This window comes from Gemmobacter sp. LW-1 (assembly GCF_001303875.1).
GTDB classification, from domain to species: Bacteria; Pseudomonadota; Alphaproteobacteria; order Rhodobacterales; family Rhodobacteraceae; genus Gemmobacter; species Gemmobacter caeni.
This window is the reverse complement of the sequence record NZ_LJSC01000028.1, coordinates 18,628-44,844: the sequence shown is the minus strand read 5'-3', so window position 1 is coordinate 44,844 and position 26,217 is coordinate 18,628. Positions and strand designations below refer to the sequence as shown.

At 64.9% G+C, this 26,217-nt stretch carries 22 protein-coding genes; 17 read left to right on the top strand and 5 right to left on the bottom strand.

What is annotated here, in order from left to right:
• Positions 1 to 114: 114 nt before the first annotated feature.
• The 3 genes from AO684_RS04765 to AO684_RS04755 all read left to right on the top strand — a co-directional run bounded on the left by AO684_RS04765 (position 115) and on the right by AO684_RS04755 (position 3,624).
• Positions 115 to 1,503 carry a trypsin-like peptidase domain-containing protein gene (locus AO684_RS04765; RefSeq protein ID WP_054301599.1) on the top strand — a complete coding sequence of 463 codons (1,389 nt, stop codon included), beginning with the start codon at positions 115 to 117 and terminating at the stop codon, positions 1,501 to 1,503.
• Between the two features lie 37 nt (positions 1,504 to 1,540).
• A complete protein-coding gene (locus tag AO684_RS04760; RefSeq protein ID WP_054301598.1) occupies positions 1,541 to 2,851 on the top strand; it encodes a replication-associated recombination protein A in 1,311 nt (436 codons plus the stop codon).
• A 65-nt stretch (positions 2,852 to 2,916) separates the two neighbouring features.
• A complete protein-coding gene (locus AO684_RS04755; protein ID WP_054301597.1) occupies positions 2,917 to 3,624 on the top strand; it encodes a VIT family protein in 708 nt (235 codons plus the stop codon).
• Between the two features lie 51 nt (positions 3,625 to 3,675).
• On the opposite strand, the gene ettA is transcribed toward AO684_RS04755, so the two are convergent.
• Both ettA and AO684_RS04745 read right to left on the bottom strand, forming a co-directional pair.
• The gene (gene ettA, locus AO684_RS04750) at positions 3,676 to 5,331 is read right to left on the bottom strand and encodes an energy-dependent translational throttle protein EttA (RefSeq protein ID WP_054301596.1); all 1,656 of its coding nucleotides are present in this window, start codon (positions 5,329 to 5,331) and stop codon (positions 3,676 to 3,678) included.
• A 135-nt stretch (positions 5,332 to 5,466) separates the two neighbouring features.
• Positions 5,467 to 5,946: a GNAT family N-acetyltransferase gene (locus AO684_RS04745; RefSeq protein ID WP_054301595.1), complete on the bottom strand. Its 480-nt coding sequence runs from the start codon at positions 5,944 to 5,946 to the stop codon at positions 5,467 to 5,469.
• Positions 5,947 to 6,022: 76 nt separating this feature from the next.
• Between AO684_RS04745 and AO684_RS04740 the strand changes: the two genes are divergently transcribed.
• The 4 genes from AO684_RS04740 (at position 6,023) to AO684_RS22565 (ending at position 10,322) form a co-directional block, all read left to right on the top strand.
• Positions 6,023 to 6,646 carry a nicotinate-nucleotide adenylyltransferase gene (locus tag AO684_RS04740; protein ID WP_054301594.1) on the top strand — a complete coding sequence of 208 codons (624 nt, stop codon included), beginning with the start codon at positions 6,023 to 6,025 and terminating at the stop codon, positions 6,644 to 6,646.
• 65 nt (positions 6,647 to 6,711) lie between these two features.
• Positions 6,712 to 8,193 carry a D-alanyl-D-alanine carboxypeptidase/D-alanyl-D-alanine-endopeptidase gene (gene dacB / locus AO684_RS04735; RefSeq protein ID WP_054301593.1) on the top strand — a complete coding sequence of 494 codons (1,482 nt, stop codon included), beginning with the start codon at positions 6,712 to 6,714 and terminating at the stop codon, positions 8,191 to 8,193.
• A gap of 83 nt (positions 8,194 to 8,276) precedes the next feature.
• Positions 8,277 to 9,725: an OmpA family protein gene (locus tag AO684_RS22530; protein ID WP_152968347.1), complete on the top strand. Its 1,449-nt coding sequence runs from the start codon at positions 8,277 to 8,279 to the stop codon at positions 9,723 to 9,725.
• A gap of 21 nt (positions 9,726 to 9,746) precedes the next feature.
• A complete protein-coding gene (locus AO684_RS22565) occupies positions 9,747 to 10,322 on the top strand; it encodes a hypothetical protein (RefSeq protein WP_054301591.1) in 576 nt (191 codons plus the stop codon).
• Positions 10,323 to 10,361: 39 nt separating this feature from the next.
• Here the strand turns inward: AO684_RS22565 and AO684_RS04720 are convergent, their stop codons facing one another.
• A complete protein-coding gene (locus AO684_RS04720) occupies positions 10,362 to 10,784 on the bottom strand; it encodes a tellurite resistance TerB family protein (protein WP_054301590.1) in 423 nt (140 codons plus the stop codon).
• A 115-nt stretch (positions 10,785 to 10,899) separates the two neighbouring features.
• Here AO684_RS04720 and AO684_RS04715 point away from each other — a divergent pair, with 115 nt between their 5' ends.
• On the top strand, positions 10,900 to 12,480 hold the full coding sequence (locus AO684_RS04715) for a lysine--tRNA ligase (RefSeq protein ID WP_054301589.1): 1,581 nt from the start codon (positions 10,900 to 10,902) through the stop codon (positions 12,478 to 12,480).
• 51 nt (positions 12,481 to 12,531) lie between these two features.
• Here the strand turns inward: AO684_RS04715 and AO684_RS04710 are convergent, their stop codons facing one another.
• Positions 12,532 to 13,413 (bottom strand): CHAD domain-containing protein, encoded by an 882-nt coding sequence (locus tag AO684_RS04710; protein WP_054301588.1) that lies wholly within the window; start codon positions 13,411 to 13,413, stop codon positions 12,532 to 12,534.
• Positions 13,414 to 13,632: 219 nt separating this feature from the next.
• Here AO684_RS04710 and AO684_RS04705 point away from each other — a divergent pair, with 219 nt between their 5' ends.
• Entirely contained in the window at positions 13,633 to 15,918 is a 2,286-nt protein-coding gene (locus AO684_RS04705) for a glycosyl hydrolase family 28-related protein (RefSeq protein ID WP_054301587.1), read from the top strand.
• Positions 15,919 to 15,925: 7 nt separating this feature from the next.
• On the opposite strand, the gene AO684_RS04700 is transcribed toward AO684_RS04705, so the two are convergent.
• On the bottom strand, positions 15,926 to 16,417 hold the full coding sequence (locus AO684_RS04700; protein ID WP_054301586.1) for a HugZ family protein: 492 nt from the start codon (positions 16,415 to 16,417) through the stop codon (positions 15,926 to 15,928).
• Positions 16,418 to 16,500: 83 nt separating this feature from the next.
• Here AO684_RS04700 and AO684_RS04695 point away from each other — a divergent pair, with 83 nt between their 5' ends.
• From AO684_RS04695 to AO684_RS04660, 8 genes are all read left to right on the top strand, one after another.
• Positions 16,501 to 18,153 (top strand): SulP family inorganic anion transporter, encoded by a 1,653-nt coding sequence (locus AO684_RS04695; RefSeq protein WP_054301585.1) that lies wholly within the window; start codon positions 16,501 to 16,503, stop codon positions 18,151 to 18,153.
• Between the two features lie 301 nt (positions 18,154 to 18,454).
• Positions 18,455 to 20,422: an acetate--CoA ligase gene (gene acs / locus AO684_RS04690; RefSeq protein WP_054301584.1), complete on the top strand. Its 1,968-nt coding sequence runs from the start codon at positions 18,455 to 18,457 to the stop codon at positions 20,420 to 20,422.
• A 5-nt stretch (positions 20,423 to 20,427) separates the two neighbouring features.
• Positions 20,428 to 21,114, top strand: a complete 687-nt coding sequence (locus AO684_RS04685) for an adenylate kinase (RefSeq protein WP_054301583.1) — start codon at positions 20,428 to 20,430, stop codon at positions 21,112 to 21,114.
• 62 nt (positions 21,115 to 21,176) lie between these two features.
• Entirely contained in the window at positions 21,177 to 21,434 is a 258-nt protein-coding gene (locus tag AO684_RS04680) for a DUF4212 domain-containing protein (protein WP_054301582.1), read from the top strand.
• Positions 21,435 to 21,450: 16 nt separating this feature from the next.
• On the top strand, positions 21,451 to 23,337 hold the full coding sequence (locus tag AO684_RS04675; RefSeq protein ID WP_054301581.1) for a sodium:solute symporter family protein: 1,887 nt from the start codon (positions 21,451 to 21,453) through the stop codon (positions 23,335 to 23,337).
• 127 nt (positions 23,338 to 23,464) lie between these two features.
• On the top strand, positions 23,465 to 25,294 hold the full coding sequence (locus AO684_RS04670; protein ID WP_054301580.1) for a DUF294 nucleotidyltransferase-like domain-containing protein: 1,830 nt from the start codon (positions 23,465 to 23,467) through the stop codon (positions 25,292 to 25,294).
• Positions 25,295 to 25,300: 6 nt separating this feature from the next.
• Positions 25,301 to 25,825: a hypothetical protein gene (locus AO684_RS04665; protein ID WP_054301579.1), complete on the top strand. Its 525-nt coding sequence runs from the start codon at positions 25,301 to 25,303 to the stop codon at positions 25,823 to 25,825.
• Between the two features lies 1 nt (position 25,826).
• Positions 25,827 to 26,216 carry a response regulator transcription factor gene (locus AO684_RS04660; RefSeq protein WP_054301578.1) on the top strand — a complete coding sequence of 130 codons (390 nt, stop codon included), beginning with the start codon at positions 25,827 to 25,829 and terminating at the stop codon, positions 26,214 to 26,216.
• Position 26,217 lies beyond the last annotated feature (1 nt).

The window sequence follows — 26,217 nt, the reverse complement described above, 5'->3', positions numbered from 1 at the left end:
CGGGCCTTTTGCATTTGCTGGGGGGCGGTCCCGGTTTTGTGAGGCCGCGCGCCTTGCACCTTCGGCGGGCATCGCGCCATATCGGGATGAACAGCCTGAAGCCGGAGCCTTTTGATGCCTCGTTTGCCAGTCGCCCTCGCCGCCTGCCTGATGCTGCTTCCCGTCACCGCACCCGCCGATACCGTGCCTGGCTCGCAGGCGGAGATCACCATGAGCTTCGCGCCCGTGGTGAAGGCCGCGACCCCGGCGGTGGTGAATATCTATGCAACAGTCGTGGTGCAGCGGCGCGAGACGCCATTTGCTGGCGATCCGTTCTTCGAGCAGTTCTTTCAGGATTTCGGCCGTGTTACCCCGCGCGTGCAGAACTCGCTCGGTTCGGGGGTGATCGTCAGCCCCGAGGGGATCGTGGTCTCCAATTACCACGTTGTCGGGCAGGCCACCGAGATCCGGGTGGAGCTGTCGGACCGCCGTGAATATCGCGCGCATGTGCTGCTGGCGGATGAGCAGGCCGATCTTGCGGTGCTGCAACTTGAAGGCGCGGCCGATCTGCCCTCGCTGCTGTTGCGCAATTCCGATGATCTGGAGGTGGGCGATCTGGTTCTGGCCATCGGCAACCCGTTCGGCGTCGGGCAGACGGTGTCTTCGGGCATCGTCTCGGGGCTTGGCCGGTCGTCGCTGGCGGTGGGCGGCGGGCGCAGCTATTTCGTGCAGACAGATGCGGCCATCAACCCCGGCAATTCGGGGGGTGCGCTGGTCGATATGAAAGGGCAGCTTGTCGGCATCAATACCGCCATCGTCACCAAGGGCGGCGGGTCCAACGGGATCGGGTTTGCGATTCCCGCCAATCTGGTGCGTAACTTCATTGATCAGGCCAAGGCGGGCGAGACGCGGTTCAAACGGCCCTGGGCCGGGGTGACCGGGCAGGCGATGGATTCGGCCATGGCCGAGGCGCTGGGTCTGCCGCGGCCCGAAGGGGTAGTTCTGTCGGCACTGCACCCGGACAGCCCGTTCAGGGCGGCGGGGCTGGAGGTCGGTGACATCATCCTGTCGGTCGATGGCGAGGCGACGGATACGCCGCAGGGTGTGATGTTCCGGCTGGCGGCGCTTGGGGTGGGTCGTGAGATTACGGTGGATTACCTGCATCGGGGCAAGGCGCGTCAGGCGAGGGTTGCGCTGGTCGCGCCGCCCGACAGCCCGCCGCGCGAGGCGATGACGCTGGGCGAAAGCAGTGTGTTGCAGGGGCTGGAGGTGGCACGCATCAATCCGGCGGTGCTGGACGAACTGGAACTGAGCGACAGCCCAACCGACGGTGTGATCGTGACGAATGCGGAAGGGCTTGCGGCACGCACCGGGTTGCGGCCGGGCGATGTGCTGCGGACGATCAATGGCGAGGCGGTCAAGGTGCCCGGCGATGTGGTGCGGCTGACCGCGCCTGGTCCGCGCCGCTGGGGTATCGAGGTGCAGCGCGGCGGGCAGCAGCTTTTGCTGCGTTTCCGCATCTGATCTTTCGCCGCCCGTGCGGGCGGCGTAATCTTGCACCATGGCCGATCTGTTCGACTCCCCCTTTGCTGCCCCGAAGCCCGAGGCGCCGCGCCCTCTGGCGGACCGGCTGCGTCCGCGCAGTCTGGACGAGGTGATCGGGCAGGGTCATGTGCTTGGTCCTGACGGGCCACTGGGCGCCATGCTGGCGGCGGGCAGTCTGTCGTCGCTGATCCTCTGGGGGCCGCCGGGGGTGGGCAAGACCACCATCGCGCGGCTGCTGGCCGATCAGACCAATCTGGCCTTCGTGCAGATCAGCGCGATCTTCACCGGGGTGCCGGAGCTGCGCAAGGTATTCGAGCAAGCGAAGATCCGGCGCGGCAACGGGCAGGTGACGCTGCTGTTCGTGGATGAGATCCACCGCTTCAACAAGGCGCAGCAAGACGGGTTTCTGCCACATATGGAAGACGGCACCATCCTTCTGGTCGGTGCTACCACTGAAAACCCGTCCTTCGAGTTGAATGCCGCATTGCTCAGCCGGGCGCAGGTGATCGTGCTGGAACGGCTGAGCCTTGCCGATCTGGAGCGTCTCGCACAGCGGGCCGAGAAAGAGCTGGGCCGCGCGCTGCCGCTGACCGGCGAGGCGCGCGAGACGCTGCTGGAGATGGCCGATGGGGATGGCCGGGCGCTGCTGAACCTGATCGAGCAGGTGGCGGCCCACAAGGGCGGCACGCTGACGCCGGAACAGCTTGGCCAACGCCTGATGCGACGGGCGACGAAATACGACAAGTCGGGCGAAGAGCATTACAACCTCATCTCGGCCCTGCACAAATCGGTGCGCGGCAGTGACCCGGATGCCGCGCTTTACTGGTTTGCCCGCATGCTGGAAGGTGGCGAAGACCCGCGCTTTCTGGCTCGCCGCCTGACCCGTATGGCGGTGGAGGATATTGGCCTCGCCGATCCGCAGGCGCAGGCGGTCTGCATTGATGCCTGGCAGACGTATGAGCGTCTGGGCAGTCCCGAGGGGGAACTGGCGCTCGCCAATGCTGTGGTCTATCTGGCGCTGGCACCGAAATCGAACGGGGTTTACGTCGCCTACAAGGCGGCGCGGGCGGCTGCGCGTGAAACGGGCAGTCTGCCGCCACCGCTGCACATCCGCAACGCGCCGACCAAGCTCATGAAAGAGATCGGCTATGGTGCAGGATATGCCTATGATCACGATGCTGAGGACGGCTTTTCAGGGCAGGATTATTTCCCCGAAGGCATGAAACGCCCCGTGTTCTACGCGCCACCAGAACGTGGCTTCGAACGCGAGCTGAAAAAGCGGGTGGATTATTTTGCGAAGCTGCGCGCCCGGCGCAACGGGGTGTGACAGCAGGCGGGCTTGTGGCGGCTGGTGCTGCATGACACATTCAGGATGTGACATGTGAGGACAAGATGAGCCTTCCCTACCAATCTGCCCATGAAGAACTGCATTTCATCAACCGCTCCGGCTGGCTGCGCGCGGCCGTTCTGGGGGCGAATGATGGCATCGTTTCCGTAGCTTCGCTGATCGTGGGGGTGGCGGCGGCCGATCCCTCGCCCTCGGCCGTGCTGATCGCAGGCGCCGCCGGACTTGCCGCAGGTGCCATGTCGATGGCGGCAGGCGAATATGTCTCGGTCAGTTCGCAGTCCGATATCGAGCGTGCCGATATCGCGCGCGAACGGCAGGCACAGATCGACATGCCCGAAGAGGAAGAGCGTGAACTGGCCTCGATCTACGAAGCGCGGGGGCTTTCACCGGCGACTGCGGCGCTTGTGGCGCGCGAGTTGACCGAGAAGGATGCGCTTGGCGCCCATGTGCGCGAGGAGCTGGGGTTAAGCGAGGTGCATGCCGCCAACCCCTTGCAGGCGGCCTTCGCTTCGGGCCTGACCTTCTCGATTGCGGCGGCGATGCCGTTGCTGGCGGCGATTCTGGCCCCGGAAGGGCTGGTGATCCCCGTGGTGGTGATCGCGACGCTGGTCTGCCTTGCGGTGCTGGGTGCGCTGGGGGCGCAGGCGGGCGGCGCGCCGAAACTGCGGGCGACTTTGCGGGTGCTGTTCTGGGGGGCGGCGGCCATGGCGATTACCGCCGGGGTTGGCCATGTCTTCGGTATTGCTGTCTGAGGCAGCGGGCCGGAAAGAGGAACGGCGCGCCAGGGGCGCGCCGTTTTTGGTTCAGCGGGTGAACTTCTTGTATTTCACACGCTTGGGGTTCACGGAATCCGGGCCGAGGCGGCGGATCTTATCCTGTTCGTAATCGTCGAAGTTGCCTTCGAAGAACTCCACATGCGCATCGCCTTCAAAGGCGAGGATATGGGTGCAGAGGCGGTCAAGGAAGAAACGGTCGTGCGAGATGATAACCGCGCAGCCCGCGAATTCTTCGATTGCCGCTTCAAGCGCCTGAAGGGTTTCAACGTCAAGGTCGTTGGTCGGTTCGTCAAGCAGCAGGACGTTGCCGCCCGATTTCAGCAGCTTGGCCATGTGAACGCGGTTGCGCTCACCGCCCGACAGGATGCCGACCTTCTTCTGCTGGTCAGACCCCTTGAAGTTGAAGGAGGAGCAATAGGCGCGGCTGTTCACCTCGGCATCACCCAGAACCACGATGTCGAGGCTGTCGGTGATTTCCTCCCAGACGTTCTTGTTCGGGTCGAGGCTGTCGCGTGACTGATCGACATAGGACAGTTGCACGGTATCGCCCAGCGTGATGGTGCCGCTGTCGGGCTGTTCCTGCCCGGTGATCATCTTCATCAGCGTGGATTTCCCCGCGCCGTTGGGACCGATCACACCGATGATGCCGCCGGGCGGCAGCATGAAGGACAGGTTTTCAATCAGCTGCTTGTCGCCCATCGCCTTGGAGACGTTTTCGAATTCGATGACCTTGGAGCCAAGGCGCGGGCCGTGCGGAATGATGATCTGGGCGCGGCCGACCAGTTCCTTGACCGACTCGTCGGCCATCTTTTCATAGGCCTGAATACGGGCTTTCGATTTCGCCTGACGGGCCTTGGCCCCGGCCCTGATCCATTCCAGTTCCTTTTCAAGAACTTTCTGCTTGGCCTTGTCCTCACGGGCTTCCTGCGCGAGGCGCTTGGCCTTTGCGTCGAGCCACGAGGAGTAGTTGCCCTCATGCGGGATGCCGCGGCCGCGTTCCAGTTCCAGAATCCAAGTGGTGATGTCATCCAGGAAGTAACGGTCGTGGGTGACAGTCAGGATGGTGCCTTTGTATTCGATCAGGTGCTTTTGAAGCCAGGCGATCGTTTCGGCATCCAGGTGGTTGGTCGGTTCGTCCAGCAGCAGCATGTCGGGCGCTTCAAGCAGCAGCTTGCACAGCGCGACCCGGCGGCGCTCGCCCCCCGAGAGCGTTGCGACATTGGCGTCGTCCGGCGGACAGCGCAGGGCTTCCATCGCGATGTCGATCTGGCTGTCCAGATCCCACAGGTTTTCGGCGTCGATCTCGTCCTGCAACCGCGACATCTCGTCGGCGGTTTCATCCGAGTAGTTCATGGCGAGTTCGTTGTAGCGGTCGAGCTTGGCCTGCTTCGCGGCGACGCCCAGCTTCACATTCTCGCGCACAGACAGCGCTTCGTCGAGCTGCGGCTCCTGCGGCAGATAGCCCACGGTCGCGCCCTTGGCGGCCCAGGCCTCGCCGGTGAAATCCTTGTCCCAGCCGGCCATGACGCGCAGCAGGGTGGATTTACCGGCGCCGTTGACGCCGACCACACCGATCTTCACGCCGGGGAGGAAGTTCAGGCGGATGTTCTCGAACACCTTCTTGCCGCCGGGATAGGTCTTGGAGACGCCATCCATGTGGTAAACGTATTGATAGCTGGCCATTGCGGATCTCCGTATCGCGGGTTGGCGCGTATGTAGCGGAGAAGCAGCCGAAGGGCAACGCGCGCGCGTCAGGTCAGGCGCAGGCTGCCGGACGGTGCGGGCAAAAGGTTTCGGGGAACCTTTTGCGAATTTCTTTCAGGAAATCTGCGCCGGACCCAGCTGTTTCTCGAACCAGTGATCGGCGTAGGGATTGCTGTTGTAGCGCGGGATCCCGGTCCAGCCATCGCGCAGGTAAAGCGCCTGCGCTTCGGGCAGATGGCGGCTGGTATCGAGCCGCAGGTGGCTCAGCCCCATGCCGCGTGCGGCGGTTTCCACCTCTGCCATCAGGCGGCGGGCAAGGCCCTGCCCACGCGCGGCAGGTGCCACCCAGAGACGTTTTACCTCTCCCGTGCCGGGGGGCAGGCCCTCGGCGCCGGTGCGCAGGGCGACGCAGCCCATGGGCGTCCCGGTTCCTGCGATCAGGAACAGCCCGCGCGGCGGTTGCAGCGCGGCGGGGTCGGCATCGGCATAGGGGTCGAAGGTCTGGCCGAACCGCGCGCTGAGTTCGGCGAAATAGGCGACGAGGCAGGCGGTTGCCTCGGGCGCGTCAACAGGAAAAGGACGGATCGGTATCATACCGTGTTGTTACCCGCGCATCGGCCCTTGGCAAGTCTGTGCCTGCGTGGTTTGAACGCGAAAGGGGGAGACAGGGATGCGCCAGGGGTTTCCGATCGCGACGCGCGGCATGACCGTGGGGCTTCTGGGTGGATCTTTCGATCCGGCCCATGAGGGGCATGTGCATATCACGCGCGAGGCGCTGCGCCGGTTCGGGCTGGACCGGGTCTGGTGGCTGGTGACGCCGGGCAACCCGCTGAAGGCGCGTCAGCCGGCGCCAATGGCCGAGCGGCTGGCGCGGGCGCGGGCCCTGATGCGGCATCCGCGCGTCGTGGTCACCGATCTGGAGGCGCATCTGGGCACCCGCTACACGGCGGCGACGATCCGGCGATTGCAGGCGATCTATCCGGGGGTAAACTTCGTCTGGCTGATGGGCGCGGACAATCTGGTGCAGTTCCATCGCTGGGACCGCTGGGAGCAGATCATGCAGGCGGTGCCCGTGGGGGTGCTGGCGCGGCCCGGCTGGGGCGTGAAGGGCCGGATGGGGCGGGCTGCCCGCGTGTATGCCCGCGAGCGCGTGACCGAAGGTGCAGCGGGCGATCTGGGTCTGCTCAGGCCGCCGGTCTGGGTGCTGGCCGATGTGCCGCTGAACGACATGTCCTCAAGCGCGATCCGGGCGCGCGGGGAATGGGGGCGCGGCGGCAACGCGCCGCCGGGCTGAGCACGGGGTTTCGTGCGGATCGCGCTGGCGCTATGGCTATGAGCGTTGAACAGGAGTGAGTCCCCATGTCCCGCCCTCCCTTTTCCCCGACGCGGCGATTTGTGCTTGGCGGGCTTCTGGCCGGGGCGGCGACGCCGCTCTGGGCCGAAGCGCCTGCCACCTCGCTGTTGCCGCGTCGCCGGGGGGATGGTGGCGCGGTCCGGGCCCAGCCGCAAAGCGCCGGGCAGCTGGTGGAAGCGGCGAAGCTGGGCGGGGCGGTGGGCTTCATCGTGGCCGATGCCGTGACCGGCGCGGTGATCGAGGCGCGGGACGCCGATCAGGCGATGCCGCCTGCCAGTGTGCTGAAATCGGTGACGGCGGCCTTCGCGCTGGACCGGCTGGGGCCGGTGCATCGCTTCCAGACCCGTGTGCTGCGGCGCGGGCCGGTGGTGCAGGGGGTGGTGCAGGGCGATCTGATCCTCGCGGGGGGCGGTGATCCGGTACTGGATACCGACATGCTGGGGGATCTGGCGGCGAAGCTGGCGGCGCAGGGGATCAGGGGCGCGACGGGCCGGCTTCTGGTCTGGGGCGGCGCGCTGCCGCTTTTGCCGCGCATCGACGGCGAGCAGCCCGATTTCGTCGGCTACAATCCCGCCGTGGCCGGGCTGAACCTCAATTTCAACCGCGTGCATTTCGAATGGCGCCGGGCCGGGGCTGACTGGCGGCTGACCATGGATGCACGGGCCGAGCGTTTCGTGCCCGAGGTCCATATGGCCAGCGTCCGTATCGCCACGCGGGCGCGCCCGCTGTTCACTTACGAGGGCGATGGCGGGGCCGACCGCTGGACCGTGGCCTCCGAGGCTTTGGGCAAGGGCGGTGCGCGGTGGCTGCCGGTCCGTCATCCGGCGCTTTATGCGGGCGATGTGTTCCGCACCCTTGTAGCGGCGCAGGGTATTGCCCTGCCTGCGCCCGAGGTGATCGAGAGCCTGCCTGACGGTGCCGAACTGCTGGCGCGCCATGACAGCCCTGTGCTGGAAGGCATCCTGAAAGACATGCTGAAGCATTCGACGAACCTTACTGCCGAGGTGGCCGGGATGTCGGCCTCGCAGGCGGCCAGCCTGCGGGCTTCGGCGCTGGCGATGCAGGAATGGGCGCGGTTGCGGCATGGCATGTCGGCGCATTTCGTCGACCATTCGGGTCTTGGCGGGCAAAGCAGAATCTCGCCCGCAGATATGGTGCGGCTGCTTGGAGATGTTCAGGCCAGCGCGCTGCCGGGCCTGCTGAAAAACCACGGCATGCGCGATGACAAGGGACAGATCATCAAGGGGCACCCGGTGCAGGTTCACGCCAAGACCGGGACGCTCAACTTCGTTTCGTCACTGGCGGGCTATATCGCGCCGCCGGGGGGGCGCCGTCTTGCCTTTGCGATCTTCGCCGCCGATACGGCCCGGCGCGCAGCCCTGCCGCCCGAGGCGCGGGAGCAGCCTGCGGGCGGGCTGGACTATCAGAAGCGCGCGCGGCGGCTGCAAGCGACGCTGATCACCCGCTGGGCGACTTTGCACGGCTGATCTGTGACATTTTGCGCCGCCTTCCCCCTTGATCACGGGGGGCGGGCGGTCAAGACTGCCGCGGTCTTGAGGTGGAGGTCGGCTTGCGCAAGGTTCTGGGGATCGGGGTGATGCTTCTGGGCGTCGCGGTGCTGGGGCTTTGGGCGAACAGTCACGAAGCGCCCGCCCTCCAAAGCCGGATCGCGGCGGGGGCGGCGCAGGTGGCTGGCGGATCGGTGCATGGTATTTCAACCATGGTCTCGGGGCGCGATATCAATATTGCCGGGCTGGCCGACAGCGCGGCCGAGCGGGATGCGCTGATGGCCGCTCTCAACGACGTGCCGGGCCGTCGTGTGGTGCGGGGCGAGTTGCAACTGCTGCCTGCCGTCTCGCCCTTTGAAACGGCTGTGTTCAAATCGGCGGAGGGCGGGCTTTCTGCCAGCGGGCATGTCCCGACCGAGAAGGCCCGCGCCCTGCTGACGCCGGCACTGGGCGAGGCGGCTTCGGCACTGGTCCTTGCTTCGGGCGCACCGGAGGGGCAGATGCCTGCCGTGATCGCGGGGATCGCGGCGCTTGGCCCGATGATTTCCGGCGCGGCGGAGGTCAGTGACGGCAAGCTGCACGTCTCGGGCGATGTTCTTGGGCCGGGGGAGCGGGGCGCTGTTCTGCTGGCGCTTGCGGGATTGCCGGAGGGCGCGGTTTCTCTGGATCTGACGCTGCGTGATGATGGCACGCCGCCCGACTGGACGCTGGATTATTCGGCGATGCAGGGCGCGGTCCTGACCGGCAAGCTGCCCAAGGGGCTGGAGGTCGCGGCAGTTGCGGGGGCGCTGGGGCTGGCGCGGATAGATAACGAGGCGAAATCTGCCCTGATCGGAGAGCCGATGCCTGAGGTCCCGGCAATTTTCGGGATCCTGAAGGGGTGGATGGCGGATTTTGAGCGGTTGCGTGTGCGAATCGGGCCGGGCGGCAGCCGCATCGAGGCCGGGTTTGGTGCCGGGGCCGACCGCGAGCTGATCTCCGGTCGGCTGGCCGAGGCGCTGGGGCCGGATGTGGCGCTGGATATCGACGTGGTGGAAAGTGAGGCACCGGAGGGGGCGGAGCGTATGAATGCCGCGACCGGGCAGGCGGAGCGGCTGTCGGCGGGCTATTGGCTGCCGGTTGCCAGTTTCGCGGCCGACCGGGCGAGTTGTCAGGCGCAGGCCGAAAACGTGCTGGAGGGGACGACGGTGAACTTCGTCACCGGCTCTGACCGGCTGGATGCCGACGCGCAACGGGTGCTGAACCGGCTTGCTGCGGTGATTGCCCCTTGTGCGGCGGTCGGGCTGAAGGCGGAAATCGGCGGGCATACCGATGCCTCGGGCGATCCGCTGGGCAATATCGCGCTGAGCCAGCGGCGGGCCGAGGCTGTGCGGGCCGCACTGGTGGCGCGTGGTGTGCCTGCGGCGATGTTGCGGGCCTGGGGCTACGGGGCCTCGCGCCCGGTGGCAGACAACGCGACGGATGAAGGCCGGGCCAGAAACCGGCGCACCACAGTGCTGTGGTCTGAGTGATCGGGACAGAGGAGAGCGGGTATGTTCAGGAACTGGGGGTTCCTTGTCGGTGAAATCTGGGTGCTGTTGCTGCTGGCCACTCTGGTTGGGCTGCTGGCGGGCTGGATCATCTGGGGGCGCCGCGCGCCGGTCACGGTGACCGTGGATGACGGCGCGGCCGACCGGCTGCGCCACAGCCTTGCCGCCTGCGAGGCGCAGGGGCGTGACCAGGCTTCACGCATCGCAGCCTTGACGGCAGATCTTGAGGCCGCGCGCCAGGCGACGATCAGGGCCGAGGCTTCTGCCATGGCCGCGCCTGCTGCGATGGCCGACCCGGTTCCGGCGGAGGCCAAGCGCCCCGAGGCGCTGTCGGCCCCCCGAAACGGCGCGGCAGATGATCTGAAGCTGATCAAGGGCGTCGGGCCGAAGCTGGAGGCGCTGCTGCACCGGCTGGGCTTCTATCACTTTGACCAGATCGCCAACTGGACGGCGGCGGAAATTGCCTGGGTGGACGAGAACCTTGAAGGCTTCAGGGGTCGCGTTACCCGCGATCAATGGGTGATTCAGGCGCGCGATCTGGCGGCTGGCCTGCCGCCGCGCCCCGGCGGCGAGGGATAAGATGAAAGGCCCGGATCTTTCTTCCGGGCCTTTACGATTTCAGGGTTTCAGATGCCGAACCCGCGCGCTCCATTCGATCGCCACGGCATGCAGGCGGTCTATGGACAGCTCGTTGCGTACTTCTTCCAGCATGCGCAGCTCAACTTCATTGAGCTGGCCGTCGGCGGCGGCCACGTCACAGGCCAGTGCATAGGCGGTTTCAAACAGCCGGTCGGGCAGGGCGTCGCGGATCAGGCCGAACAGCGCATCCAGCCCGTCCTCTTCCTCGAACAGGTCGAAGACAGTCTGCGCGACGGGGCGCAGGCGGTCGGTATCGTAGTCGGCGAAGACCGGCATGTGATTCACCATGCGTTGAATCGCCACCAGCTCGGAGGTGCGCATGTTCTCGTCCGAGGCGGAAACCGCGATCATCACGGCGACAAGAGCATCCTGCGGGGAAAGAGAGGCCGGTGTATCGGGCACGGGAGTCGTCCTTTGAACTGTATCGGCCCTGAGAATATTGACGCGGGGCAGGGGCGGCAATAGGACAGGCGGGTTCTGCGCGGGCATGGGGCCCGCAGTATGAAAGGATCCGCCGATGTCCGCCCTTCGTGACGCCGCGATGAAATCGAAAGCCTGGCCCTTTGAAGAGGCCCGCAAGATTCTCAAGCGGTATGAAAAGAAGGCGCCGGAAAAGGGCTACGTCCTGTTCGAGACGGGTTATGGCCCCTCGGGCCTGCCGCATATCGGCACCTTCGGCGAAGTGGCGCGCACCACGATGATCCGACGCGCGTTTGAGGTGATCAGCGACATTCCGACGCGGCTGATCTGCTTTTCCGACGATGTGGACGGTATGCGCAAGGTGCCGGAAAACGTGCCGAACCAGGAGATGCTGCACGCCAATATCCAGAAGCCGCTGACCTCGGTCCCTGATCCGTTCGGGGAATATGAGAGCTTTGGCCACCACAACAACGCGATGCTGCGGCGGTTCCTCGATACTTTCGGCTTCGAATACGAGTTCATCAGCGCGACCGAGTTCTATAAGTCCGGCCGCTTTGACGACACTCTGAAGCTGGCGACGGAACGCTATGACGCGATCATGGCGATCATGCTGAAATCGCTGCGCGAGGAGCGTCAGCAGACCTACAGCTGCTTCCTGCCGATCCACCCGGAAACGGGGCGGGTGCTCTATGTGCCGATGAAGAACGTCGATCCGGTGAACCACACCATCACCTTCGACGACGAGGATGGCCGCGAATGGACGCTGCCGGTGACGGGCGGCCATGTGAAACTGCAATGGAAGCCCGATTTCGGCGCCCGCTGGGCGGCGCTGGATGTGGACTTCGAGATGTATGGCAAGGACCACTCCACCAATACCCCGATCTATGACGGGATTTGCGAAGTGCTGGGTGGCAAGAAGCCGGAACACTTCACCTATGAGCTGTTCCTGGATGAGCACGGCCAGAAGATTTCGAAGTCCAAGGGCAACGGGTTGACCATCGACGAATGGCTGACCTATGCCTCGGCCGAAAGCCTGAGCTATTTCATGTATCAGAAGCCCAAGACGGCCAAGCGGCTGTGGTGGGATGTGATCCCGCGCGCGGTGGATGAATACCACCAGCAACTGCGCGCCTATCCGACGCAGGATGTGGACCAGCAGGTGAACAATCCGGTCTGGCACATCCATGGCGGCAACCCGCCGGAATCGAAGATGGTGGTGCCGTTCTCGATGCTGCTCAATCTCGCGAGCGTGGCCGGGGCGACGGATGCCAAGGGGCTGTGGGGCTTCATCAAGCGTTATGCGCCGGAGGCCAGCCCCGAGGGCAACCCGGATCTGGATGCGGCGGCGGGCTTCGCAGTGCGCTATTTCACCGACAAGATCGCGCCGACCCGTGTGTTCCGTCTGCCGACAGATCAGGAACGCGCGGCGATCATGGATCTGCGGGCGCGTCTGGTGGCGTGGGAAGGCGGGCTGGACGACGAGGCGCTGCAAAGCATGGTCTTTGCCGTCGGCAAGGAGCACGGGTTCGAGCCGCTGCGCGACTGGTTCAAGGCCCTTTACGAGGTCTTGCTGGGCGCCTCGGACGGGCCGCGCTTTGGGGGTTTCGTCGCACTTTACGGTGTCGGGGAGACCGTCGCGCTGATCGACCGCGGTCTTGCGGGCGAACTGGTGGCCTGAGGACGCGGTTTATCAAACGGGAAGGGCACGCCTTGGCGTGCCCTTTTGCATTCAGGCGACCTGCGCCCGCCAGAGCCGCCACCATTTGACCCAGAGCGCTGCCATTTCCTCGGGATCGCCGGCAAACAGGCGGGCGCCCAGCGGATAGGCTTCGACTTCGATACCAAGCTGCGCCTCGCGGCAGCGGGTCGCCACGGTCTCGCGCGCCTCGGGCTTGACGTCGCCCTCGGGCATGGCCGCGACATGTTCGGCCAGAACCTCGAAATCATGGTGCTGGCCCAGCATTTCCCCCAGCATATCGGCGGAGGTGACGAAAGGGCGCATGACATCGCGCCAGACCGGCTGGAACAGCCGCGCCTGATACCAGAAATCCTTGGCCCGTTTGCGCCAGTCGTGCAGCGCCTCGGCCCCGCCGCTGTCACGGGCCTCGCGCATCGCCTGGCGGGCGCGTTCGCGTGTGTCAGCCAGCCCTGTGGTCAGGATGCTGCGATCTGAACCCGAAAGCTCCCAGTTTTCGACGCGCAAGGACAGCGACGCGAAGAATTCACCCAGATCCGGGGGCGGGGCGGTGGCGACGGCGGCTTCGGCCACCAGTTGCGCGCGCAGCGCCCCCAGCGCCGGGGACGGATCATCGCCCGCGATCATGTCGAAGGTCTTCAGCCGGGTTGCGGCATCGCGCTGGGCCGCAAGCTGTCGCGCGGCGTCCCGCAGCAGCACATTCTCGGCCGGTTGCACGCGGCGCAGGCCGCTGCGGGTCAGCCGCAGCAGGGCGCGCAACTTCTTGATCCGCTTGCGGATGTCGTGCACTGCCTTGGGGTCAAGCGGCTCCGCGCTGTCCAGATGGCTGCGCAGGGGCGCGATCTCGGCCAGGGCGATGCGGCGCAGGCTGTCCTGCAACGATCCGTCGGCGAGATCGAATTGATAGGTCGTCATGGGGGCTCCGGTCCGGCAGAACTGCCTTGTCGCCCCGACCTAACCGGCAGTTGTAACCATGATATGACGGTTTTGTAACGGCGGCGGAACCCTGCCGATGCAGGCTGTTGCGCGCGGGGTGCCTGCTACGCGCGGCGGTCACAGCCCGGATTAACCCCGTCTTGCTACCCCTGTGCCCGGTATGCGCGGCAGGCGCGGGAACAAAGGCGAGGGTCTGAGATGAACAAGGCGATTACCGATGGTCTGGTGCTGATGCCGCCGCCGTTTTCGGCCGGGCTGAACCAGTGGTCGCGCGAGGATGGCACGCCGGGCACTGCGACCTATGCCGGGCAGCCCAACGCGGCGCTGGTGCCGTCCGATCAGGATTTCGCAGGCTGTCTGGAATTGCAGAAGGCCGAAACGGTTCAGCGTCTGCGCTACATGGGGCAGACGCCCATCGAGCCGGGGCTGTATCTGCGGGTCACCGCGCGGGTGAAAGCGGTGGCGGGCAGCATGCCCTCGGTGCGGATCGCGGCCTATGCCGGGCGGGCGAACGGCAGTGCGGTCGGGGTGCCGTTGACCGGCCCCTCGGTCGCGCTGACCAGCTATGGTCAGGTTGTGACGGTCAGTGCAATCATCGGATCAGGCAACCGGCAGGGGGTCGACATGGTCTGGGGCGTCGAGCCTGTCTATGGCCATTTCGGCCTGGACCTGACCGGCGCCAGTGGCGGTGTGGTGCGGATTGACGATCTGGTCATCGAGGATGTCACGGATGTCTTTCATCGCAAGATGATCGACGTTGTGGATGTGCGGGATTACGGCGCCATCGGCGATGGCAGCACGAATGACGCGGCGGCTTTCGGCGCTGCGGATGCGGCGGCGAACGGGCGCACCGTTCTGGTATCCGAGGGCACCTACCGCCTCACTGGCAATTTTACCTTCAACAGTCCGGTGCGGTTCGACGGCAAGCTGTCGATGCCTGCCAATGCGAGGCTGACCTGTACGCAGAACTATGATCTGAATACCTACGCTGCCGCTTTCGGTGGCGAGCTGGAGGGGTTCAGGCGCGGTCTTCAGACCCTGTTCTATTTCACCGATCATGTCGTATTCGACCTGTCAGGCCGTAAGGTGGATGTGACCGGCCCCATCGACGTCGCGGCGCTCTGCGGTCTGACCAGCCTGTCGAGCCGCCGTGTCCTGACCAATGGTCAGCTTTCGGCGACGAGTTCGGCAAACTGGGACAGTGATACCGTGACCTCGGTCGCCACCTACAACAGCAGCAATTCGACCCGGCTGACCAATGTGGCCAATGTGGCGAACATTCCGGTGGGCGCGCGGGTTTCGGGCACCGGGGTCGGGCGCGAGGTCTATGTGACCTCCCGGAATGTCGGGGGCGGCACGGTTACACTGTCGTCGTCTCTGTGGGGGGCGGATGGCACGCGCACTTTCACCTTCGAGCGTTACAAGTACCTGCTGGATTTCTCGGGGTTCGAAAATCTCTCGCGGTTCGAGATTACCGATATCGACTTCGCCTGTTCCGGTCGGTCCAGCGCGATCATGCTGCCTTCGGGCGGGCTGACCTTCCGCATCGCGGATTGTGTTTTCACCGGGCCGAAGGATCGCGGGATCACTTCGATCGGGGATGGCTGTTCCGGGCTGATCGTGGAGCAATGCCAGTTCCTGTCAAACGAACAGGGGATGGCGGCACAGAACCGCAGCAGCATCGCGCTGAACGCCAATGCCAATGATGTGAAGCTGCGCTACAACCGCGTGGTGCGCTTTGCGCATTTCGCCGTGTTGGGCGGTGGTGGCAACATGGTGTTGGGCAATCACTTCTTTCAGGGCGACGACCAGACCAACGGGCTGCGTCAGGCCGGGATCGTCTTTACCAACACCAACTGCCGGTCGATTGTCTCGGACAATTACATCGACAATTGCTGGATCGAATGGTCGAACGAGCATGACCCGGCGCCGGAATTCAGTGGGGAATACTCGTTCGGCGGGCTGTCCATCACGTCGAACACCTTCATGTGCATCGACGTGGCGCCGTCCTTCCGATGGGTCGTGGTGCGGCCGCGCGGGCCGGGGCATTTCCTGAACGGGTTTTCGATGACCGGCAATGTGTTCCGCGCGGTGAACGGCAGTATCGACCGGGTGGAGAAGGTCGATACCACGCAAGCGGGGCTGGACCATGACCGTGCGGTCAATGTGGCTGTGACCGGCAATGTGTTTCACGGCATCAGCCAGCCCTGCCACAATCCGGTGATCCTGAGCCATAACGAGAACACCGCCGCACGGACCTGGACCGTCGCGGCGAAGGACTGGTTTCCCTTCGGCGGCAAGGCGCTGCGGGCTCTGGCGGTCATGGCGGACGGGCCGTTGCGCGACAGCGGCAACAGCATCACCTACGCGGCACCCTATGCCGAGACGGCGCAGGGGTCCGGTGGTGGCAGTGTCGATCTGAAATGGGCCGAGCCGCTGAAAGGGACCGTGGTCGTCACCTTGCGCAGCGACCGGCCGATGTGACGCGGCCTCAGCGCAGATCCTCGGGCGACAGGCGGAAGGCGCGGGCGAAGCCACCGTTCAGCAACGCGCCTTCCGGTTCCAGCCGCAGAAAGGCGAAATCGGGAAAGTCGATGTAAAGTTTCGCCTTGGGATGCACCGCCAGCCAGTGATCGCGCAGCGCCGGGTAATCGGCACCTGCGCGATCCACCGGGCGGGCGGTGATGCGCAGCATCAGGCGCGGGTGGGTCAGCGGGTCGCCCTTGTCGCCCGGCTCGCCCACCATCACGGCGGCCTGCGGATTCTGTTCCAGTGCGGGGCGATGCGCGGCAAGCGAAGATACCAGCGTCAGCGGGCAGCCATCGGGCGCAAGGCCAAAGGCGATGCGGCTGATCCCCGGCGTTCCGGTCGCCGGATCAGTATAGGCCAGCGCGGCGTGACGGGCGTTGGCCAGCAAGTCACGCGCAAGGGCGCGGGCATCGTCATCGGCGGGCTGCACGGGATCTGGACGGGGTTGCGACATAGAGCCTCCGGGGAACTGGGCAGGTGTTGACAGGGACCGGGTCGCGGGCGTTTGCTGGCTGCATCCTTCGCTACAGGCCCGAGATGCACAGTTCAAGCCAGCCCGATGTCGCGGGCCCCAATCCGTTTCTTCCGAAGATCGTGACTGTCCTGCGCGAGGGGTATGGCCCTGCCAATCTGCGCGCCGATGCGCTGGCCGGGCTGACCGTGGCCATTGTGGCGCTGCCGCTCTCCATGGCCATTGCCATCGCCAGCGGTGTGGGGCCGGAGCGTGGGCTGTATACCGCGATTGTCGGTGGTTTCCTCGTCTCGGCGCTGGGCGGGTCGCGGCACCAGATCGGTGGGCCGGCAGGGGCGTTTATCGTGCTGGTATCTGCCTGCGTGGCGACAACCGGACTTTCGGGCCTGATCCTCGCCACCATCCTTTCCGGTGTGATCCTCGCGGCGGCGGGGCTGCTGCGGCTGGGCACCTATATTCGCTTCATTCCCTACCCGGTCACCGTGGGCTTTACCGCGGGGATCGCCGTCATCATCTTTTCCAGCCAGATCAAGGATCTGTTCGGGCTTGCCCTGACCGGGCCGGAACCGGCCGAGATCCTGCACAAGCTGGCTGCGCTATGGGAGGCGCGGGGCAGCCTGAGCGGCGCGGCGGTGGCGGTCAGCCTTGGCACCATCGCGGTGATCGAAGGGATCAAGCGGTTCGCGCCGCGCCTGCCCGGCATGTTGATCGCGGTGGCGCTGGCCAGTGTGGCCGCAGCGGCAGGCCTGCCGGTTGAAACCATTGCCGAGCGGTTTGGCGAGTTGCCGCGCGTGCTGCCGGTGCCAGCGTTGCCGACGATCAATTCTGACACTGTGATGGCTGCGCTGCCCTGGGCGGCCAGTTTCGCGCTGCTGGGGGCAATTGAATCGCTGCTGTCCGCCGTGGTGGCCGACGGGATGACCGGTCGCCAGCACCGCGCCAATGCAGAGCTTCTGGCGCAGGGCATGGCCAATATCGGGGCGGGGCTGTTTGGTGGCTTCTGCGTCACCGGGACCATTGCGCGCACTGCAACCAATGTGCGCGCGGGATCGCGTGGCCCGGTGTCGGGGATGCTGCATGCGCTGTTCCTGCTGTTGTTCCTGATGATCGCGGCGCCACTGGCCGGATATATCCCCCTGGCCGCGCTCGCCGGAGTTCTGGCGGTTGTGGCGTGGAACATGGCAGAGAAGCATGAGTTCGCCGCCCTGGTGCGGGGATCGCGGGCCGATGCGGCCATCGTTCTCGTCACTTTCCTGCTGGTGGTGTTCCGCGACCTGACCGAAGGCATCGTCGTTGGCTTTGCCATGGCGGGGCTCGTCTTCGTGAAGCGCATGTCCGATATGGCGGGCGTTCATCCGCTGGCCGATGCCCCGGTGGATGCGGCGCGCGACGATTTGCTGGTTTATCGCCTTTCAGGTCCGTTCTTCTTTGGCGCCGCCGCGCAGCTTGGCTCGGTGCTGGACCGGATTGCCGATGTGCCGCGCAGCATCGTGGTCGATTTTACCGCTGTTCCGCTGATAGACAGTTCAGGTGCCCGCTCGCTGGGTTTGCTGGCGCGCAAGGTGGCGCGGCGGGGCGGACGACTGTGGTTCACCGGAACCAGCCCCGAAATCCGCCGCGTGCTGCTGGCACAGGGGTTGGACGCCCCCGAGGTGGAGTATCTGCCCGACATGGCCGGCGTCGAGGCGGTTCTGGCGCAGGACGCCCCGCAGCCCTGATTCGTTCTTCCCGCTGCTTGTTTTTGCGACCTGCCGCATCCTGTGGCGGGACGTTACGTCACGTCGTCTGACGTATCACGGAGCTGTGAAGGGATAGATTGTTGAAACCTAATGGCAAATTCCCGTCGCCCTCTGGTTGATTTACAGATTTCAGAATGATCAAGTTAAATAATTTACACAAAAAACTAATACACAAAAGGGGTTACGCGAATGTGCTGCTTTGGTTTACAATGGCCGAAGGGATGGAGGTGCCCCGCAGGCCAGGTGGGGTGACCGGCTTTATGCAAGAGGGGGAGAGCCCATGACCCAGCAGCCCGCCGATATCGCGCAAATCGTGCGCGAGGTGCCCACGGATTTTGACAAGGCGCACGCCGACACTGCCAGGTATCGGGCGATGTACGCCGAATCCATTGATGACCCGGATGCGTTCTGGGGGCGCGAGGGGCAGCGGCTCGACTGGATCAAGCCCTATACCAAGGTGAAGAATACCGATTTCACCTTTGGCAAGGTCAATATCAAGTGGTTCGAGGACGGCGTGCTGAACGCCTCGGTCAACTGCATCGACCGTCACCTGAAAGACCGTGCGCTGCAAACCGCGATCATCTGGGAGCCCGATGATCCGAAAACCCCGGCGCTGCACATCACCTACAAGGAACTGTCCGAAAAGGTGAACCGCATGGCCAACGTTCTGCTGTCGCAGGGCGTGATGCGCGGTGACCGTGTGGTGATCTATCTGCCGATGATCCCCGAGGCCGCCTATGCCATGCTGGCCTGCGCCCGGATCGGGGCCATCCACTCCATCGTCTTTGCCGGGTTCTCGCCCGATGCACTTGCGAACCGCATCAACGATTGCGGCGCCAAGCTGGTGATCACCGCCGATACCGCGCCGCGCGGCGGCAAGCGCACGCCGCTGAAATCCAATACCGATGCGGCACTGCTGCACTGTTCTGACAAGGTGCGCTGCCTGGTGGTCAAGCATACCGGCGACCAGATCACCTGGATTCAGGGCCGCGATGTCGACGTCAAGCTGATGATGGATATGGTGAGCCCGGAATGCCCGCCGCGGCCGATGGGGGCGGAAGATCCGCTGTTCATCCTTTACACCTCCGGCTCGACCGGGAAGCCGAAGGGCGTGGTGCATACGACGGGTGGCTATCTCGTCTATGCTTCGATGACGCATCAATACACTTTCGACTATCAGGAAGGTGACGTGTTCTGGTGTACGGCCGATGTGGGCTGGGTCACCGGGCACAGCTACATCGTCTATGGCCCGCTGGCCAATGGCGCGACGACCGTGATGTTCGAGGGCGTGCCGACCTTCCCCGATGCCGGACGGTTCTGGGAAGTCTGCGAAAAGCATGCGGTGACGCAGTTCTACACCGCGCCGACCGCCATCCGCTCGCTGATGGGCATGGGCGCGGAATGGGTTGAGAAGTATGACCTGTCGAAGCTGCGTATTCTTGGTTCGGTGGGCGAGCCGATCAACCCCGAGGCCTGGGCCTGGTATGACGCCCATGTCGGCAAGGGAAAATGCCCCATCGTCGACACCTTCTGGCAGACGGAAACCGGCGGTCACATGATCACCCCGCTGCCCTATGCCACCGCGACCAAGCCGGGTTCGGCGACGCTGCCCTTCTTCGGGGTGAAGCCGGTGGTTCTGGATTCCGCAACCGCCAAACGTCAGGACGAGGTGGAAACCGAGGGCGTCCTGTGCATCTCGGACAGCTGGCCGGGACAGATGCGCACGCTCTGGGGCGACCATGACCGCTTCCAGGAAGCCTATTTCGCCCAGTATCGCGGCTATTACTTCACGGGCGACGGCTGCCGCCGCGACAAGGACGGCTATATCTGGATCACCGGCCGGGTGGATGACGTGATCAACGTCTCCGGTCATCGGATGGGCACCGCAGAAGTGGAAAGCGCGCTGGTGGCCCATGCCGCCGTGGCCGAGGCCGCCGTGGTCGGCTTCCCGCATGACATCAAGGGGCAGGGCATCTACGCCTATGTCACCCTGATGAACGGAATCGAACCGTCCGAGGATCTGCGCAAGGATCTGGTGAAATGGGTCCGCACCGAGATCGGCCCCATCGCCTCGCCCGATATCATCCAGTGGGCGCCGGGCCTGCCGAAAACCCGCTCGGGCAAGATCATGCGCCGCATCCTGCGCAAGATCGCCGAAAACGACTTCGGCGCGCTGGGGGATACCTCGACGCTGGCCGATCCGTCGGTCGTTGACGATCTGATCGCCAACCGCGGCAACAAGGGCTGATACGCATGACCGACGCCACGACCCTGACGCGCCCCGCCGTCCTGATCCTTCTTGGGCCTCCGGGGGCCGGGAAGGGCACGCAGGCCCGCATGCTGGAAGAGGATTTCGGGCTGGTGCAGCTTTCGACCGGCGATCTTCTGCGTGCCGCCGTTGCGGCGGGCACCGAGGCGGGCAAGCGTGCCAAGGCGGTGATGGAGGCGGGACAGCTCGTGTCTGACGAGATCGTGCTGGCGATCCTGAAGGACCGCATGGCGCAGCCCGATGTGGCGCGCGGCATCATCCTTGACGGCTTTCCCCGCACTGCGGGGCAGGCCGCCGCGCTGGACGATCTGCTGGGCGCAACCGGCCAGAAGGTTACTGCCGCCATCAGCCTTGATGTCGATGACGAGGCGATGGTGGGCCGGGTTTCCGGCCGCTACACCTGCGCCGGCTGCGGCGAGGGGTATCACGACGAATTCAAGCAGCCCGCCGTTGTGGGCACTTGCGACAAATGCGGCGGCACGGCGTTCAAGCGCCGGGCCGACGACAATGCCGAGACGGTGCGCGAGAGGCTGTCCGCCTATCATGCCCAGACGGCGCCGCTGATCGCCTATTACGATGACCGGGGGGTTCTGGAACGGATCGACGCGATGGGTGCCATCGACCAGATCCGCGGAACGCTTTCGGCCATCGTGACGCGCGTTTCGGCATAAGGGAGGCCCGCATCCCTCGGGGAAGGGGGGCGGGACGGATAAACACTCAGGGAGTAGCACTCATGGCGGACAAGTCCTCGTCGAATGCCTACTGGGCCGCGAACATCCGCACGATCATGATCTATCTGGTCGTCTGGTTCGTCTGCTCGTTCGGCTTCGGCATCCTTCTGCGTCCGATGCTCGCGGGCATCAAGATCGGCGGCACCGATCTGGGCTTCTGGTTTGCCCAGCAAGGATCGATCCTCGTCTTTCTGGTTCTCATCTTCGCCTATGCCGCGCGGATGAACAAACTCGACCGCCAGTACGGCGTGGAAGAATAAGGGAGCACCGGGAAACATGGATCAGTTTACCCTCAACCTCCTGGTGGTGGGCGCGACCTTCGTGCTCTACTTCGGGATCGCGATCTGGGCCCGTGCCGGCTCGACCGCCGAATTCTACGCAGCGGGCGGCGGCGTTCACCCGATCGCCAACGGCATGGCAACCGGCGCTGACTGGATGTCGGCGGCCTCGTTCATCTCGATGGCCGGGATCATCGCCTTCGGTGGCTACGATACTTCGGCCTATCTGATGGGCTGGACCGGCGGCTATGTGCTGCTTGCGATGCTGCTCGCGCCCTACCTGCGCAAGTTCGGCAAGTTCACCGTGCCGGAATTCATCGGTGACCGTTTCTATTCGGGCTCCGCGCGGTTCATCGGCGTGCTTTGCCTTCTCATCATCTCGATCACCTATGTGATCGGGCAGATGTCGGGTGTGGGTGTTGCCTTCTCGCGCTTCCTCGAAGTGTCCAACGCGACCGGCCTCTACATCGGCGCCGCCGTGGTGTTCGCCTATGCCGTGCTTGGCGGCATGAAGGGCATCACCTACACGCAGGTTGCGCAGTACATCGTGCTGATCATCGCCTATACCATTCCGGCGATCTTCATCTCGCTGCAACTGACCGGCAACCCGATCCCGGCGCTGGGCCTGTTCTCGAACGAGGTTCACACCGGCCAGCCGCTGCTGCAAACCCTGGACCAGATCGTGACCGACCTGGGCTTCAAGTCCTATACCGAACAGTCCGACACCACGCTGAACATGTTCCTGTTCACCATGTCGCTGATGATCGGTACCGCGGGCCTTCCGCACGTCATCGTCCGCTTCTTCACCGTGCCGAAGGTTTCGGACGCGCGGTCGTCGGCGGGCTGGGCGCTGGTGTTCATCGCGCTGCTGTATCTCACCGCCCCGGCGGTTGCGGCCATGGCGCGTCTGAACCTGATCAACACCTTCTACCCGAACGGCCTGACCTCGGCCCCGGTCTCGATGGCCGATGTCGAAACCAAGGAAGAGCTGAAGTGGGTGAAGAACTGGGCCACGACCGGGCTGCTGAAGGTCACCGACCTGAACGGCGACGGGCTGATCCAGTACTACAATGACGGCGCCACCGCGCTGGCCACCAAACTGGCCGACGCGAAGAAAGCCGGGAACGAGGCCGCCATCGCCGAGGCGCAGGCCGCCTTCGACGCCAAGGTTGCCGAAACCGCCGCCAAGATGGCCGAGAAGAACCCGCAAGCTGCCGACTGGAAGGGCAACGAGCTGACCGTGAACAACGACATCATGGTGCTCGCCAACCCGGAAATCGCCAACCTGCCGGGCTGGGTCATCGCGCTGGTTGCTGCCGGTGGTCTGGCTGCCGCGCTGTCGACCGCTGCGGGTCTGCTGATGGCCATTTCCTCGGCCGTGTCGCATGACCTGATCAAGGGTCAGCTCAACCCCGGCATCTCGGAAAAGGGCGAGCTTCTGGCAGCCCGTATCTCGATGGCTGTCGCGATCGCTGTGGCGACCTGGCTGGGCCTGAATCCGCCCGGCTTTGCGGCGCAGACCGTGGCGCTGGCCTTCGGTGTGGCCGCCGCAACGATCTTCCCGGCGCTGATGATGGGTATTTTCTCCAAGCGCATCAACGCGCAAGGGGCCATCGCGGGTATGCTGGTGGGTCTGATCGTGACTGTGGTCTACATCTTCCTGCACAAAGGCTGGTTCTTCGTCGCCGATACCGCGTCCTATTCGGACAGCGCGCCGATGATCCTGTCGATCAAATCGACCTCCTTCGGTGCGGTGGGTGCCCTGATCAACTTCATCGTAGCCTTCGCGGTGTCGAAAGCAACGGCGGCCCCGCCCGCCCATGTGCAGGATCTGGTGGAATCGATCCGCATTCCGAAAGGCGCCGGTGTGGCCCAGTCGCACTGAGCAGGCAAGGTTCTGCGGGCTTGATCTGGCGCATTGCGCGCCGGGTGGACAGGCCCGCAGGCTCTGACCGAACGCCAACCGGCACGTCCCCGACAGGGGGCGTGCCACCCCCGAAAGGACGACGGTCATGCCCCATTCCCCCGACGAGGCCGTTCTGGCCTTTCTCGAAACCGTCCATCCCTATGACAGCCTGCCGCGGGACGAGATGGCGCGTGTCGCCGTTTCCTTCAGCCGCAGGGAGTTTTCGGCCGGGGAAGAGATCTATCAGGCGGGCGAGCCGCTGAAGGGTCTGTATCTGGTGAAACGCGGTGCGGTCGAGGTGCTGGATGCCTCGGGGATGCAGGTCTCGCTGCTGGGTCCGCGCAACAGCTTTGGCGAACGCGGGCTGATGCGTGACGGTCTGGCCGTCACCACGGCACGGGTCATCGAGGATTCGGTGCTGCTGCTGCTGCCCACCGCCGAGTTCCGCCGCCTGATCGCCAATTTTCCCGCCTTCGACCGTTTCTTCCATCGCGGCCGGTCCGCCGCCGAGGCGCGGCGTGCCGATCTGACGGTGCAGAAGGTGGGCGACCTGATGGCGCGCAAGCCGATCACCGTGGCGCCCGCCGACAGCATCCGCCTTGCCGCCGAAAAGATGCGCGACGCGCATGTCTCGTCGCTGGGTATTGTCGAGAACGGGCGGTTTCTGGGCATCGTCACCACGCGGGACATGACGAACAAGGTGCTGGCGGGCGGGATCGACCCCGCGACGCCGGTCGTGCAGGTGATGACGGCCGATCCGGTCAGCCTGAAGCCTGACGATCTGGGCTCGGACATCCTGCATGTCATGCTGGAGCGCCGCATCGGCCATCTGCCAGTGGTCGAGGACGGCAGGCTGGTCGGCATGATCACGCAGACCGACCTGACCCGGTTTCAGGCCGTCAGCTCAGCGCAATTGGTGCGCGATGTCGCTGCGGCTGATATGGTTGCGGAAATGGCGGCGGTCACCGCGCGCATTCCCAAGCTGCTGGTCCAGCTGGTCGGCGGCAATAATGCGCATGAGGTGGTGACCCGTCTGATCACCGACATAGCCGATACCGTGACACGCCGCCTGCTGGCGCTGGCCGAGGCCGAGCTTGGCCCGGCGCCGGTGCCCTATGTCTGGGCTGCCTGCGGCAGCCAGGGGCGGCAGGAACAGACAGGTGTGTCGGATCAGGACAATTGCCTGATCATCGACGACCGTGCCACCGATGCGGATATGGGCTATTTCGCCCGGCTGGCACGCTTCGTCTGCGACGGGCTGGATGCCTGCGGCTATGTCTATTGCCCCGGCGACATGATGGCGACCAACCCGCGCTGGTGCGCACGGCAATCCACATGGCGCGGCTATTTCGACGGCTGGATCGCCACGCCCGATCCGATGGCGCAGATGCTGGCCAGCGTCATGTTCGACCTGCGCCCCATCGGCGGGCAGGCATCGCTTTACCGTGACTTGCAGGCCGAGACGCTGGAACGGGCGGCGCAGAATTCGATCTTCGTGGCGCATATGATTTCGAACAGCCTGAAACACACGCCGCCTCTTGGCCTGTTGCGTGGCTTCGCCACCATCCGCTCGGGCGAGCACAAGAACCACATCGACATGAAACACAACGGCGTGGTGCCGGTGACGGACCTTGGCAGGGTCTATGCGCTGATCGGCAAGCTGGAGCCCGCCAATACCCGCGCCCGGCTGGACGCGGCGGAACATGCCGGGGTGATTTCCGTCTCCGGCGCGCGCGACCTGATCGAGGCTTATGACCTGATCGCCCAGACCCGGCTTGAAAATCAGGCCCGGCTCATCCGTTCGGGCCGCAAGCCCGACAATTTCCTCGCCCCCTACGACCTGTCGGATTTCGAGCGCAGCCACCTGCGCGACGCTTTCGTCGTGGTGCGCACAATGCAATCCGCCATCGGGTCCGCCCGTGGCGCAAGAAGCTGAGGCCAGATGCAGCTCTTCGAATTCCTCGCCGCCATCATCGCCGCTGCGACCTGTGCGGGCATCGTCTGGGGCCTGCGCAAGCTGATGCCGCACCGCATTCCCAAGATCGCGGTGCCGCTGGCAACGGGGCTGGGGCTGATCGGCACCACGATCGCGCTGGAATACGGTTGGTATGGCAATCAGGTGGCCAACCTGCCCGAAGGGGTGGTGGTGGTCGAACATGGTTCGGGCAAGCAGATGATGCGCCCCTGGACCTACCTTGTGCCGATGACGACCGAGTTTACCGCCATCGACACCCGCACCATCGCCCCGCATCCGGCCAATCCGGCGCTGCGGCTGGTGCATATCTATCAATTTGCCCGCTGGCGGCCCGTGGAGGACGGGTTTCTGGCGGTGGACTGCGCCGCCGGGCGGCGCGTGCGGATCACTGAGGGGATGGAGGTTTTGCCGGACGGTACGCTTTCGGGTGCCGAATGGCAGACCACCGCCGCCGATGATCCGCTGACGAAGGCGGCCTGCCGGGAGGGATGATATGGCCGAGGACGGGAGGAAACACCGCATCCTTGTCGTCGAGGACGAGGATAACATCGCCATCGCGCTGGATTTCCTGATGACGCGCGAGGGCTATGCCCATGATCGCGTCGCCAGCGGCGCCGAGGCGATGCCGCGCATCCGTGAGACGCATCCCGATCTGGTGCTGCTGGATGTCATGCTGCCCGAGGTTTCGGGATACGAGATCTGCCAGTCGGTTCGGCTTGACCCCGCGCTGGCGGATGTGAAGATCCTGATGATGACCGCGCGCGGTTCGGCCATCGAGCGCCAGAAGGGCATCGCGCTGGGCGCCGACGGGTTCATCTCGAAACCCTTTGAACTGAAGGAGTTGCGACAGGAGGTCCGTCGCCTTCTGCAAGGCGAGGGTTGAG

Bases quoted from the DNA above. Each gene is read 5' to 3' on its own strand.
- AO684_RS04710 (WP_054301588.1), bottom strand. From the start codon at position 13,413: ATGACGACCTATCAATTCGATCTCGCCGACGGATCGTTGCAGGACAGC.
- AO684_RS04705 (WP_054301587.1), top strand. From the start codon at position 13,633: ATGAACAAGGCGATTACCGATGGTCTGGTGCTGATGCCGCCGCCGTTT.
- AO684_RS04700 (WP_054301586.1), bottom strand. From the start codon at position 16,417: ATGTCGCAACCCCGTCCAGATCCCGTGCAGCCCGCCGATGACGATGCC.
- AO684_RS04675 (WP_054301581.1), top strand. From the start codon at position 21,451: ATGGATCAGTTTACCCTCAACCTCCTGGTGGTGGGCGCGACCTTCGTG.
- AO684_RS04665 (WP_054301579.1), top strand. From the start codon at position 25,301: ATGCAGCTCTTCGAATTCCTCGCCGCCATCATCGCCGCTGCGACCTGT.
- AO684_RS04660 (WP_054301578.1), top strand. From the start codon at position 25,827: ATGGCCGAGGACGGGAGGAAACACCGCATCCTTGTCGTCGAGGACGAG.
- AO684_RS04755 (WP_054301597.1), top strand. From the start codon at position 2,917: ATGAGCCTTCCCTACCAATCTGCCCATGAAGAACTGCATTTCATCAAC.
- AO684_RS04695 (WP_054301585.1), top strand. From the start codon at position 16,501: ATGCACAGTTCAAGCCAGCCCGATGTCGCGGGCCCCAATCCGTTTCTT.
- AO684_RS04745 (WP_054301595.1), bottom strand. From the start codon at position 5,946: ATGATACCGATCCGTCCTTTTCCTGTTGACGCGCCCGAGGCAACCGCC.
- AO684_RS04715 (WP_054301589.1), top strand. From the start codon at position 10,900: ATGTCCGCCCTTCGTGACGCCGCGATGAAATCGAAAGCCTGGCCCTTT.
- AO684_RS04670 (WP_054301580.1), top strand. From the start codon at position 23,465: ATGCCCCATTCCCCCGACGAGGCCGTTCTGGCCTTTCTCGAAACCGTC.
- dacB (WP_054301593.1), top strand. From the start codon at position 6,712: ATGTCCCGCCCTCCCTTTTCCCCGACGCGGCGATTTGTGCTTGGCGGG.
- ettA (WP_054301596.1), bottom strand. From the start codon at position 5,331: ATGGCCAGCTATCAATACGTTTACCACATGGATGGCGTCTCCAAGACC.
- AO684_RS04740 (WP_054301594.1), top strand. From the start codon at position 6,023: ATGCGCCAGGGGTTTCCGATCGCGACGCGCGGCATGACCGTGGGGCTT.
- AO684_RS04685 (WP_054301583.1), top strand. From the start codon at position 20,428: ATGACCGACGCCACGACCCTGACGCGCCCCGCCGTCCTGATCCTTCTT.
- acs (WP_054301584.1), top strand. From the start codon at position 18,455: ATGACCCAGCAGCCCGCCGATATCGCGCAAATCGTGCGCGAGGTGCCC.
- AO684_RS04765 (WP_054301599.1), top strand. From the start codon at position 115: ATGCCTCGTTTGCCAGTCGCCCTCGCCGCCTGCCTGATGCTGCTTCCC.
- AO684_RS22565 (WP_054301591.1), top strand. From the start codon at position 9,747: ATGTTCAGGAACTGGGGGTTCCTTGTCGGTGAAATCTGGGTGCTGTTG.
- AO684_RS04760 (WP_054301598.1), top strand. From the start codon at position 1,541: ATGGCCGATCTGTTCGACTCCCCCTTTGCTGCCCCGAAGCCCGAGGCG.
- AO684_RS04680 (WP_054301582.1), top strand. From the start codon at position 21,177: ATGGCGGACAAGTCCTCGTCGAATGCCTACTGGGCCGCGAACATCCGC.